The organism is Variovorax sp. GW821-FHT09B05, assembly GCF_059418265.1.
In genome coordinates this window covers 1-12,014 of the sequence record NZ_JBWKPN010000034.1, presented here as the reverse complement: position 1 = coordinate 12,014, position 12,014 = coordinate 1, and the positions used below count along the sequence as shown (strand labels likewise).

The 12,014-nt window shown below is 69.7% G+C and carries 11 protein-coding genes; 5 read left to right on the top strand and 6 right to left on the bottom strand.

The window, feature by feature from the left end; translation table 11 throughout:
- Window positions 1-134: 134 nt before the first annotated feature.
- The gene (locus tag AC07RM_RS40625) at window positions 135-1,100 is read right to left on the bottom strand and encodes a Bug family tripartite tricarboxylate transporter substrate binding protein (RefSeq protein ID WP_495338090.1); all 966 of its coding nucleotides are present in this window, start codon (window positions 1,098-1,100) and stop codon (window positions 135-137) included.
- Window positions 1,101-1,147: 47 nt separating this feature from the next.
- Window positions 1,148-1,588, bottom strand: coding sequence for an OsmC family protein (locus tag AC07RM_RS40620; protein WP_057596490.1), 441 nt, complete (start codon window positions 1,586-1,588; stop codon window positions 1,148-1,150).
- Window positions 1,589-1,875: 287 nt separating this feature from the next.
- Here AC07RM_RS40620 and AC07RM_RS40615 point away from each other — a divergent pair, with 287 nt between their 5' ends.
- The gene (locus tag AC07RM_RS40615) at window positions 1,876-3,573 is read left to right on the top strand and encodes a long-chain fatty acid--CoA ligase (protein ID WP_209545425.1); all 1,698 of its coding nucleotides are present in this window, start codon (window positions 1,876-1,878) and stop codon (window positions 3,571-3,573) included.
- 9 nt (window positions 3,574-3,582) lie between these two features.
- On the opposite strand, the gene AC07RM_RS40610 is transcribed toward AC07RM_RS40615, so the two are convergent.
- Together AC07RM_RS40610 and AC07RM_RS40605 are read right to left on the bottom strand one after the other, a co-directional pair.
- Window positions 3,583-4,284 carry an aspartate/glutamate racemase family protein gene (locus AC07RM_RS40610; RefSeq protein WP_495338089.1) on the bottom strand — a complete coding sequence of 234 codons (702 nt, stop codon included), beginning with the start codon at window positions 4,282-4,284 and terminating at the stop codon, window positions 3,583-3,585.
- An 11-nt stretch (window positions 4,285-4,295) separates the two neighbouring features.
- Entirely contained in the window at window positions 4,296-5,018 is a 723-nt protein-coding gene (locus tag AC07RM_RS40605) for an SDR family oxidoreductase (protein ID WP_495338088.1), read from the bottom strand.
- 200 nt (window positions 5,019-5,218) lie between these two features.
- On the opposite strand from AC07RM_RS40605, the gene AC07RM_RS40600 reads away from it, so the two are divergent.
- Both AC07RM_RS40600 and AC07RM_RS40595 read left to right on the top strand, forming a co-directional pair.
- Window positions 5,219-5,746 carry a thermonuclease family protein gene (locus AC07RM_RS40600; protein WP_208511984.1) on the top strand — a complete coding sequence of 176 codons (528 nt, stop codon included), beginning with the start codon at window positions 5,219-5,221 and terminating at the stop codon, window positions 5,744-5,746.
- 98 nt (window positions 5,747-5,844) lie between these two features.
- The gene (locus AC07RM_RS40595) at window positions 5,845-7,782 is read left to right on the top strand and encodes a PhoX family protein (RefSeq protein ID WP_296776338.1); all 1,938 of its coding nucleotides are present in this window, start codon (window positions 5,845-5,847) and stop codon (window positions 7,780-7,782) included.
- Window positions 7,783-7,812: 30 nt separating this feature from the next.
- Here AC07RM_RS40595 and AC07RM_RS40590 read toward each other — a convergent pair whose 3' ends face one another.
- Together AC07RM_RS40590 and AC07RM_RS40585 are read right to left on the bottom strand one after the other, a co-directional pair.
- Entirely contained in the window at window positions 7,813-8,064 is a 252-nt protein-coding gene (locus AC07RM_RS40590; protein ID WP_093339983.1) for a hypothetical protein, read from the bottom strand.
- A 25-nt stretch (window positions 8,065-8,089) separates the two neighbouring features.
- Window positions 8,090-9,436, bottom strand: coding sequence for an NAD(P)/FAD-dependent oxidoreductase (locus AC07RM_RS40585; RefSeq protein WP_495338087.1), 1,347 nt, complete (start codon window positions 9,434-9,436; stop codon window positions 8,090-8,092).
- A gap of 173 nt (window positions 9,437-9,609) precedes the next feature.
- On the opposite strand from AC07RM_RS40585, the gene egtB reads away from it, so the two are divergent.
- Entirely contained in the window at window positions 9,610-10,863 is a 1,254-nt protein-coding gene (gene egtB, locus AC07RM_RS40580; RefSeq protein WP_495338086.1) for an ergothioneine biosynthesis protein EgtB, read from the top strand.
- A gap of 140 nt (window positions 10,864-11,003) precedes the next feature.
- The gene (gene egtD / locus AC07RM_RS40575) at window positions 11,004-11,900 is read left to right on the top strand and encodes an L-histidine N(alpha)-methyltransferase (protein WP_398495168.1); all 897 of its coding nucleotides are present in this window, start codon (window positions 11,004-11,006) and stop codon (window positions 11,898-11,900) included.
- Window positions 11,901-12,014 lie beyond the last annotated feature (114 nt).

The window sequence follows — 12,014 nt, the reverse complement described above, 5'->3', positions numbered from 1 at the left end:
CAGCGAAATCAAGGAGGAGGCCGAAGGCCGGGGGACATTCGCGGAGGGAAGTACCCGCTGTCCTGTGCACGCGCCCCTGACGTATCTCAGGCCTCCACCCCCGCCCTTCGAAGTGGCAGGTTGCCCCAGCCAGCTCAATCCATCCGCGCGCCCGAAGCCTTCACCGCCTCGCGCCAGCGCGGCGTCTCGGTCGCCAGGAAGCGCGCGAACTCCTCGCTGCCCAGGAAGGCCGGGTCGGCGCCCTGGCTCACCATGCGCTCGCGCACCTCGGCGCTGGTCAGCACCTGCTTGAAGGCCTCGCTGAGCTTCGCCACCACCTCCTTGGGCGTGTCCTTGGGCGCGAAGAAGCCGTAGAAGCCCACCACCTCGAAACCCTTCACGCCCGATTCGGCCACGGTCGGGATGTCGGGCAGCGCGGGATTGCGCTCGCGGCTGGTCACGGCCAGCGCGCGCACCTTGCCCTGCTTGTGGTAGTTGGCGGCCTGCGGAATCGATTCGGCCATGAACTGCACCTGCCCGCCCATCAGGTCGGTGAAGGCCGGCGCGCTGCCGCGGTAGGGGATATGGACCATGAAGATGCCGGTCGCGGTCTTGAACATCTCGGGCACCAGGTGGCTGATGCCGCCGTTGCCGGCCGAGCCGTAGTTGACCTGGCCCGGCCGCGCCTTCGCGTAGTCGATGAACTGTTTGAGGTTCTGCACCGGCAGCTTGGGCGTGACCAGCAGCGCCAGCGGCTGCATCGCGGTGCGCGCGATCGGCACGAAATCGCGCTGCGTGTCGTAGGGCAGCTTGCTGTAGAGCGCGCCGTTGATCACGGCCACGCCGGTGTTCGCGAGCATCAGGGTGTAGCCGTCGGCCGGGCTCTTGGCGACCGCGTCGGCGCCCACCGAGCCGCCCGCGCCGGGCTTGTAGTCCACGATCAGCGGCTGGCCCAGCGCCGCCTGCAGCTTGTCGGTCAGCAGGCGCGCATGCTGGTCGAGCGGGCCGCCGGCCGGAAAGCCGATCACGACCTTGATCGGCTTGTCGGGGAAGGCCGCCGCGGCGGCGCCGCCCACGGCCAGCGACAGGACCGCGAGCGCGGTCCGCAGGGTGTTGTTCATGATCCGTCTCCTTCTTCTTGGTGAGGAGACGATCATAGGCAAGGCCCTCAGCCGGCCAGCGTCGCCTTCAGCGTGATCTCGGGCACGCTCGCGAGCGCCTTCGACAGCGGGCAGCCGGCCTTGGCGGCCGCGGCGATCTGCTGGAACTTCGCCTCGTCGAGGTTGGGCACGGCGGCGTCGAGCTCGAGCGCGATGCGGTCGATCTTGAAACCCTCGCCGTCCTTGGCCAGGCGCACGGCCGCGCGGGTGTCGATCTTCGTGGCGGCCAGGCCTTCCTTTTCGAGCGCGAAGGCGAAGGCCATCGTGAAGCAGGCCGCGTGCGCGGCGCCGACGATCTCCTCGGGGTTGGTGCCGCGCCGGTCGTCTTCGAAACGGCTGGCGAAGCCATAGGGGTAGTCCTTGAGCGCGCCGGTCTCGGTGCTGACCTGGCCCTTGCCGGTCTTGCCGGCGCCTTCCCAGTGAACGCTCGCGTGCTTTTCTGCTGCCATGGAGATGCTCCTTCGGTGGTCGGTGGATGGGGGAACGGGATGCGAAGCCCCGGGTATCGCCGAAACCGGGCGCCGCGTCTGTAGTCGCGGGCGCTGTCGCCCCGGCCTTTTCGGTGGGCCGCGATCCGGCGACGTAGAAAAAAGGGCGTCGCCAAGGTGACGCTCCGGGGGCTTCCCCGATGGGAGCCGCGCCGCGCTCGGCTTAGGCTGGCGTGCGGTTCGCGCGCCCGGCATTCCGGCCGGACGCGCCCCGCCCGGATTCCCCATTCCCCTTCCGCCCGCCTGCCATGACCCTGGAACAACGCCCGCATCACAAGTTCTGGCCCAAACGCCTGCCGCATTCGATCACCGTGCCCGCGGTGTCGCTCTGGCACAACCTCAAGACCGCCGCCGAGCGCTACCCCGACAACAACGCCCTGGTGTTCTTCGGCCGCGTCACCAGCTACCGCGAGCTGGCGAGCCAGGTCGAGCGCCTGGCCGGCACCTTGCATGCGCTGGGCGTGAAGCGCGGCGACCGCGTGCTGCTCGACATGCAGAACTGCCCGCAGCTGGTGATCGCGCATTTCGCGATCCTGCGCGCCAATGCCGTGGTGGTGCCGGTCAACCCGATGAACCGGGCCGAGGAGCTCAAGCACTACATCACCGACGCCGATGCCAAGGTGGCGATCACCACCGGCGACCTGGCCGGCGAGCTGGCCAAGGCCAGCGACGCGCTGCCCGAGGGCGAACGCCTGTCGAGGATGATCGTGACCCAGTTCACCGACGCCTTCGATCCCGGCGTGACCGGCGACGACGCGCCCGCGCCCGCCTGGGTCGACTGGCTCGGCACCCGCCATGCGCTGCCCGCGCTGGCCGGCGGCGAGGTCATGGCCTGGACCGAGGCGCTCGAGACCAGCCATCCGGTGCCCGAGCACGTGGTGGGCGCCAACGACATGGCGCTGCTGCCCTACACCAGCGGCACCACCGGCCTGCCCAAGGGCTGCATCCACCACCATTCGAGCCTGATGCACAACGCCCTGTCGGGCGTCCTGTGGGGCTGCGCCCATTCCGAGGTGGTGGTGCTGGCCGTGGTGCCGATGTTCCACATCACCGGCGTGGTCAGCATGATGCACACCGCGATCCTCGCGGCCGCCACGCTGGTCATCATGCCGCGCTGGGACCGCGACGTGGCCGGGCGCCTGATCTCGCGCTGGAAGGTCTCGAGCTGGACCAACATCCCGACCATGGTGATCGACCTGATGGCGAGCCCGCACTTCGCGAGCTACGACCTCTCGAGCCTCAGCTACATCGGCGGCGGCGGCGCGGCCATGCCGCAGGCGGTGGCGCAGCGGCTGCAGGACCAGTTCGGCCTCAAGTACCAGGAAGGCTACGGCCTCACCGAGACGGCCGCGCCCTCGCACTCGAACCCGGCCGAGCATCCCAAGCAGCAGTGCCTGGGCATCCCGTTCATGAGCACCGACGCGCGCGTGGTCGATCCCGACACGCTGAAGGAACTGCCGCCGGGCGAATCGGGCGAGATCATCATCCACGGTCCCGAGGTGTTCCAGGGCTACTGGAAGCGGCCCGAGGCCACGGCCGCGGCCTTCGTCGAGTTCGAGGGCAAGCGCTTCTTCCGCTCGGGCGACATGGGCCGCATGGACGAGGAGGGCTACTTCTTCATCACCGACCGCTTGAAGCGCATGATCAACGCCAGCGGCTTCAAGGTCTGGCCGGCCGAGGTCGAGCTGCTGATGTTCCGCCACCCGGCGATCCAGGAAGCCTGCGTGATCTCGACCAAGGACGCCTACCGCGGCGAATCGGTCAAGGCCGTGGTGGTGCTGCGCGCCACCCACAAGGACACGACCGCGCAGCAGATCATCGACTGGTGCCGCGAGAACATGGCGGTCTACAAGATCCCGCGCCAGGTGCAGTTCGTCGACGCGCTGCCCAAGAGCGGCAGCGGCAAGGTCATGTGGCGGCTGTTGCAGGAAGCCGAGAACGCCTGAGGCGCCGAGTCAGCGCGCCGGGCGCGCCGCCCGGTGCCGCAACCCCAGCCGGACCTGCGCCGCGGCCAGCAGTACCGCGCTGCGCAGCGGATGAATCACGGGCACCGCGAGGCCCTGGGCCGCCAGGGCCCGCGCGAGCGCATCGCTCACGCCCAGGAAGCCGGTGCAGCCCAGCACGATCGCGTCGGCGCCGTCGTCGCGCACGGCCCGCGCCGCCGCCTCGGTCAGGCGCGCGAGCAGCCGTTCGGGATCGGCGTCGAGCTCGCGCACCGCCGTGTCGACCACGCGCAGCGGCGCCAGCCGCGGGCCCAGCGCGGTGCGCTCGGCGAGCGCATCGATCATCGGGCGCACGCTCTCGAGCACCGTGACGATCGCGAGCCGCCGGCCCAGCGTCGCGGCCAGGTGCAGGCTGGCCTCGCCCGGGCCGATGACGGGCATCGCCACGCGCTCGCGCGCGGCGTCCACGCCGGGATCGGCGAAACAGTCGACCACCACCGCATCGAGGCCCTGCGCCTCGGCCTGCTCGATGCGCGCGAGCACGCCGGGCAGGCAGCGGTGCTCGTCGGCCGGGCTCTCGATCGCGCGCGGGCCGTCGGCGATGTTGACCTGCGACAGCTGCAGCGCGCCGCCCTCGGCGAGATCCTCGATCTCGCGCAGCTTCGCGGGCACCGGGGCGATATGGGGCGTGACGACGCGGATGCGGATCGGCATGGCGCGGCTCCTCAGCGCAGCGTGTAGCCGCCGTCGGCGAACAGCGTGGTGCCGCTCATGAAGCCGTTGCCCATGAGGAACACCACCGCGTCGGCCACTTCCTCGACGGTGCCGACCCGGCCCAGCGTGCTGATCGCGGCGAAGCCCGCATAGGCGGCCTCGCGCGCGGCGGCCGGGCGCCCGCGCCACAGCGGGCTGTCGATGGTGCCGGGCGACACGGTGTTGACGCGCCGCGGCGCCAGGTCGATCGCGAGCGCGCGCCCCAGGCCCTCGATCGCGCTGTTGCAGGCCGCGTAGCTGGCGACGCCCGGCAGCGGCCGCGCGCCCGCGCCGCCCGACATCAGCACCACCGAGCCGCTGGGTGCCAGCTTGGCGAGCGCATGGTGCACGGCCCAGTACTGGGGCCAGAACTTCTGGCGGAACGGGCTTTCGACCTGGGCCACGTCCTCGCTGCCGAAGGGCGCGACGCTGTAGCTCGCGCCGGGCGTGAACAGGTGGTCGATGGCGGGCAGCGGCGCGAAGAAGCGCGCGAGCGAATCGGCGTCGGACGAGTCGACCGTCGCGCCGGTGGCCGCGGGGCCGAGTTGGTCGAGGGCCGCCGCCAGCCGCTGCGGCGAGCGACCGCCCACGTGGACCTGGCCGCCCTGCTGGACGACACGCTGCGCCACCGCGAGGCCGATGCCGGAGGTGCCGCCGACGATGGCGACGCCTTGCTGCGAGAAGGTGTTGCTCATGATTGGATTTTTCAGAGTTCCATATTTCGGAACTTGGATCAAGATAATTGAACTCGATCATAGAAGGCCGCGCCGCCCTGTCAAGCGCGCGGCACGGTGCCGCGCGCCGCTGGAAAAAATGTGTGTCCCCACCGCGCCCGGCACGCGAATCCCTTAGCCTCGATGCGTCCTCATCCGTTGTCGATCCGTCCGTCTTCTTCATGCACCTGCGCGCGTTCCTTCCCATCCTTCTTGCCTTCCCCCTGCTGGCCCATGCCGCTGCTTCCCGCAGCTGCCTCGTCGTCGGCGTCAGCGACGGCGACACGTTGACCGCGCGCTGCGGCCGCAGCGGTGCCTACGAACAGGTCAAGGTGCGCATCGCCGCCATCGACGCGCCCGAGAAGGCGCAGCCCTATGGCCAGCGCAGCCGCCAGGCGCTGAGCCGGCTCTGCTATGCCGAGAAGGCGCTGATCACCGCGCGCGACACCGACCGCTACGGCCGCACCGTGGCCGACGTGTCGTGCAACGGCGAGGACGCGGGCCGGCGCATGGTGTCGGAGGGCTGGGCCTGGGTCTACGACTACCACGGCATCGCGAGCAAGCGCGGCGGCGACCTGTTCCGGCTGCAGGACGGCGCCCGCGCCCAGCGCGCCGGGCTGTGGGCGGATACCAAGCCCACGCCCCCTTGGGAATGGCGCCGGCAGCGACGCGAATCTCACTGGAGTGACAACTTCTTCTCGTCCTTCTGAGTGCCTTGAGGCCGGGCACGGCCCATGTCACGCGAGATTCATGCGGCGCGAAGAGCATTCGGGGTTCTTGCAACCCACGCACCGAAGAGAACAACGACATGGCCAAGAATTTCGACCGGATGGAGGACTCCAACCTTTCCGCCAACCCCACGATCCACGAGGTGTCCGATCCAGCGCGCCGCGTGCTCGTGCGCGGTGGCCTCGCCGCCGCGGTGGCGGGGCTGTTCGGCCCGCTCGCGGCCGGCTCGCTCGCGGGTTGCGCATCGACCGCCGGCAGCGGCGGTGGCGCGGTCGCCGGCCTGGGCCGCGCGATCGGCTTCAAGGGGATCGCGATGGCCGCGGTCGACCAGGTGGTGGTGCCCGAGGGCTACAGCGCGCAGGTGCTCTACCGCTGGGGCGATCCGACCGGCGTGGCCGGCAGCATGCCCGCCTTCAGGACCGACGGCTCCAACTCGGCCGACGACCAGGCGCTGCAGGCCGGCATGCACCACGACGGCATGGCCTTCTTCCCGATCGAGGGCTCGAACCGCGGCCTGCTGGTGCTCAACCACGAGTACGTCGACGACGGCCTGCTGCACGTCGACGGCATGAAGACCTGGACGCCCGAAAAGGTGCGCAAGTCGATGAACGCGCACGGCGTGTCGGTGATCGAGCTGCAGCGCGACGGCGCGAAGTGGTCGCAGGTGCTGCCCTCGCGCTTCGCGCGCCGCGTCACCGCGCTCACGCCGATGACGCTGAGCGGCCCGGCCGCCGGCCATCCGATGCTGCGCACGGCCGCCGATCCGAGCGGCACGCAGGTGCTGGGCACCTACAACAACTGCTCGAACGGCCAGACGCCCTGGGGCACCTACCTGACCTGCGAGGAGAACTTCGCCGACTACTTCGAGGGTCCCGAGTCGCCCGACGCGCACCAGAAGCGCTGGGGCATCCGCAAGGGCAACGGCGCCAAGTACCGCTGGCACGAGCACGAGCCGCGCTTCGACGTGACGAAGAACCCGAACGAACCCAACCGCTACGGATGGGTGGTGGAGATCGATCCGCAGGACCCGGCCTCCACGCCGCGCAAGCGCACCGCGATGGGCCGCGCCGCGCACGAGGGCGCGGCCACCGCGCTGACCGCCGACGGCCGTGCCGTGGTCTACATGGGCGAGGACTCGCGCTTCGAATACATCTACAAGTTCGTGAGCCGCGACGCGGTGAAGCCCGGCGGTGCGGCCGCCAACCGCGAGCTGCTCGACCACGGCACGCTCTACGTGGCGCGCTTCGACGTCGACGGCAGCGGCGAATGGCTGCCGCTCGTGCAGGGCCAAAACGGACTCGTGGCCGACAAGGGCTTCGCGAGCCAGGGCGACGTGCTGATCAAGTCGCGCCAGGCCAGCGACCTGCTGGGCGCGACCAAGATGGACCGGCCGGAGTGGACCACCGTCGATCCGCTGACCAAGGAGGTCTACTGCACGCTGACCAACAACAGCAACCGCGGCGGTGCCGGCCAGCCGTTCATGGATGCGGCCAATCCGCGTTCCAACAACACCATGGGCCAGATCATCCGCTGGAAGGAGCAGGGCGACCTCGACGGCACCAAGTTCGCGTGGAACCACCTGGTGCTCGCGGGCGACCCGAAGCAGTCGCGCTGGGAAGCGCAGGGCAACGTCAAGGGCGATGCCTTCGGCAGCCCCGATGGCCTGATGGTCGATGCGCGCGGCGTGCTGTGGATCCAGACCGACGTCTCGACCTCCACGCTGGGCAAGGGCGACTACACCAACCTGCCGAACAACCAGATGCTGGCCTGCGATCCGACGCAAGGCGAGATCCGCCGCTTCCTGCTCGGCCCGGCCGGTTGCGAGATCACCGGCCTCACGGCCACGCCCGACCTGCGCACGCTGTTCATCAACATCCAGCATCCGGGCGAGCCGGCCAACGAGCGTAGCGATCCCGATCGCCCGCTCGCGGTGTCGAAATGGCCCGACGGCGCGGGCCGCCCGCGCTCGGCGACGGTGGCGATCACGAAGAACGACGGCGGCGTGGTCGGGACCTGAGCGCCCGTAGCCGAGAGCGGACGGCGGCGCTCAGCAGGCGCCGCCGTACCAGCAGCGCAGCTCGGGCATGAACAGCCCGAGCACGAAGCTGATGCCGCACACGATCAGCATCAGCAGCGCGCACATGCGCAGGCCTTCCTCGCTCCAGCGCGGCGCGAAGATGCTCACGAGGAAGCCCGAGGCGAAGGTGCCTTCGAGCCAGTGCGCGCCGCCCCAGCGCAGGATCCAGAGCCAGAACAGCGCGGTGAGGGCGTGCAGCGCGATCCAGGGCAGCAGCGACATGGCGGACCTCCGGCTGTGGCGCGGCTCAGGACTCGCTGCGGCCGTTCACGTCGGCCACCACGCGCGCGTTGCGCTGGAAGCTCCAGTAGGCGCCGGCCCAGTCCATCATCACCACGATGCGGTTGCGGAAGCCGATCAGGAAGTACGCGTGCGCGAACAGCCAGAACAGCCACGCGAGCCGGCCGCTGAAGCGCAGCGGGCCGAAGGGCGTGCCGAGGTCGACCACGGCCGAGTTGCGGCCGATGGTCGCGAGGTTGCCGTAGTCGCGGTAGCGGAAGGCCTGCGTGGGCTGGCCCGCGATGCGGCGCAGGATGTTGGCGGCCGCGGCGCGCCCGGCCTGCTTGGCGCCGGGCGACACGCCGGGCACCGGCCGCGGTTCCTTGCCGGGCGCATGGCTCATCGCGGCCGCGAGGTCGCCGACCACGCTGATCTCGGGATGGCCCGCGAGGCTCAGGTCGGGCTCGACCTTGATGCGGCCCGCGCGGTCGCATTCGACGCCCGTGGCGCTGCCGAGCATGCGCCCGAGCGGCGAGGCCGCCACGCCCGCGGCCCACACCACGCAGCTGCTGTCGATGCGGTAGCTTTGCGCGGGCGCGCCATCGGCGCCGCCGCCGGTCTGCACCTCGAGGCCGGTGGCGTCGATCGCGGTCACGCGCGCATGGAGCCGCACCTCGACGCCGAGCTTCTCGAGTTGCTCGAGCGCCTTCTGGCTCAGGCCCTCGGGCATCGCCTGCAGCACGCGCGGCCCGCCCTCGACCAGCAGCACCTGCGCGCTCGCCGGATCGATGTGGCGGAACTCGCCCGCGAGCGTGTGCTTGGCGATCTCGGCCAGCGTGCCCGCCATCTCCACGCCCGTGGGGCCGGCGCCGATCACCACGAAGGTCAGCAGCGCGCGGCGGCGCTGCGCGTCGGTCGTGAGCTCGGCGGTCTCGAAGGACAGCAGCACGCGGCGGCGGATCTCGAAGGCATCGGCCAGGGTCTTGAGGCCCGGCGCATTGGCCGACCATTCGTCGCGCCCGAAATAGCTGTGGGTGGCGCCGGCCGCGACGATCAGGTGGTCGTAGGGCACCGGGTTGCCGTCGGCCATGCGCACCGTGCGCGCGGCCGGATCGATGGCCGAGACCTCGCCGAGCAGGGTCGTGATGTTGGCCTGGCCGCGGAACAGCCCGCGCACCGGTGCCGCGATCGACGGCGCCGCCAGCCCGGCGGTCGCCACCTGGTAGAGCAGCGGCTGGAACAGGTGGTGGTTGGTGCGGTCGATCACCGTCACGTCGACGTCGGCGCCTTGCAGCTTGCGAGCCGCTTCGAGCCCGCCGAAACCGCAGCCGACGATGACGACGCGGGGGCGGCCTGGGGAGTTGGTCGTTTGCATCGAACGGATGATACGCAGCGCCCTGCACGCGAAGCCATCTTGTGCCAAAGTGGCCGACCCGCCGTCGGATGGCGCGAGGAGGGACAGCCTGCGCCAGGGGGCGGGTCCTTGTCCTACGCGCCGCCGTCGGAAGCATCGGCTACAAACTTCGTTGACCCGCGACTGGAGAACCCATGACGCTTTCCCGGCCGATCACGCCGGCAGCCGGCACCGTGCGAGAGCAGTTCCGCTCCGTGCGCGCCGCCAGCCTCGCGCTTGCCGCACCGCTTTCCGCCGAAGACCAGTGCATCCAGTCGATGCCCGACGCGAGCCCGACCAAATGGCATCTCGCGCACACCACCTGGTTCTTCGAGACCGTGCTGCTGCAGCCGCATGCGAGCGGCTACCAGCCCTTCGACACGCGTTTCCATTACCTCTTCAATTCCTATTACGAGGCGCTGGGCCCGCGCCATCCGCGTCCGCAGCGCGGCCTGCTCACGCGGCCCTCGCTCGACGAGGTGCAGGCCTACCGCCGCCATGTCGACGCGGCCGTGCTGGCCTTCCTCGACAGCGACGAGGCCGAGGCCGCCTGGGCCACGCTCGAGCCGATCGTCACGCTGGGCCTGAACCACGAGCAGCAGCACCAGGAGCTGCTGCTCACCGACATCCTTCATGCGCTGTCGTGCAACCCGCTGCTGCCCGCCTACAAGCCCGCCGGCGGCCCCGCGCTGCGGCTGGCCGCGGTGCCGCCCGCCATGCGCTGGCTGTCGCACGAGGGCGGCCTGGTCGAGATCGGCCATGACGGCGCGGGCTTCTCGTTCGACAACGAGACCCCGCGCCATCGCGCGCTGCTGCAGCCGCATGCGATCGCCGACCGGCTCGTGAGCTGTGGCGACTATGCGCAGTTCATCGCCGATGGCGGCTACCAGCGGCCCGAGCTGTGGCTGTCCGACGGCTGGGCTGCGGTGCAGTCGCAGGGCTGGCGCCATCCGGCCTACTGGCTCGCGCCCGACGATCCGCGCCTGGGTGCCTCGTCGGCCAATGCCGGCGGCTGGCATGTGTTCGGCCTGCATGGCGTGCGGCCGATCGAGCCCGAGGCGCCGGTATCGCAACTGAGTTTCTACGAGGCCGCCGCGTATGCCGAATGGGCCGGCGCGCGGCTGCCGACCGAGTTCGAGTGGGAGGCCGCGTTCGGCAACCCGGGCATCTCGCAGATGACCGGCCACGTGTGGCAATGGACGCGTTCCTCGTACGACCCCTATCCGGGCTTCAAGCCGCTGCCCGGCGTCGCGGCCGAATACAACGGCAAATTCATGGTGGGCCAGCTCGTGCTGCGCGGCGGCAGCGTGGCCACCCCCGAGGGCCATGCGCGCCCCAGCTATCGCAACTTCTTCCCGCCGGCCGCGCGCTGGCAATTCACCGGCCTGCGGCTCGCGAAGGATCTCTGACCATGCGCCCATTCGCTCCCATTCCCGCGGCAGCTTCGACTGCTTCTTCCTCCTCTTCTTCGCTGCCGTTCTCGGCGAAGAAGCGTCCTGCCGTCGTGGCGCCCGCTGCTTCTGCGCCGCTGTCCGAGTTCGCGCGCGAGATGCAGGCGGGGCTGGCGCGCACGCCGCGCAGCATCTCGCCGAAGTTCTTCTATGACGTGGTCGGCTCGCAGCTGTTCGATCAGATATGCGATTTGCCCGAGTACTACCCGACGCGCACCGAGCTGCGCATCCTCGGCGAATGCGCGGGAGAGATCGCGAAACAGATCGGGCCGAATGCGGAGATCGTTGAGTTCGGGGCGGGGTCGTTGACGAAGATCCGCTTGCTGCTCGATGCGCTGGAGTCGCCGAAGCGTTATTTGCCGATCGATATCTCGGGCGAGTATCTCGAGGGGGCTGCGGCGCGGTTGCGTGCGGACTATCCGGAGCTGGCCGTGCAGCCGATTGCTGCCGACTACACGATGCCATTGGTGTTGCCGGCGCCGATGCCTGGTGCGGGGCGGCGGGTGGGGTTCTTTCCAGGGTCTACGCTGGGGAACTTCGAGCCTGACGAGGCGCTGGCCTTCTTGCAGTTGGCGGCTCGGATGTTGCGTGGTGGGGGAATGCTGATCGGGGTGGATCTGGTGAAGGATCCGGCGCGGTTGCATGCGGCCTACAACGATGCGCAAGGGGTGACGGCGGCGTTCAATCTCAATCTGTTGCGGCGTGCCAATTCGGAGCTGGATGCGGACTTCGATCTCGATGGGTTCACGCATGCGGCGTTCTTTAATGCGCCTTTGCGGCGGATCGAGATGCATCTGGTGAGTCGGCGGGCTCAGAGCGTTTCAGTGAATGGCGAGTCGTTTGGGTTCGAGGAAGGGGAGACCATTCATACGGAGTACTCGCATAAGTTCACTGTGGATGGGTTTCGGGCTTTGGCTGTGAAGGCGGGGTTTCGGCCGGGGGCGGTTTGGGTGGATTCGGAGAGGTTGTTTAGCGTGCATTGGTTGGGGGCTTGAGGGCTCTTTTTTCGAGGCCTCTTTAGGAGGTCTTTTCTTGCTGAGGCAGGAGCCGGGAATTCCGCCCGGCGGCGGACCTACTTTCTTTTGCTTCGCCAAAAGAAAGTAGGCAAA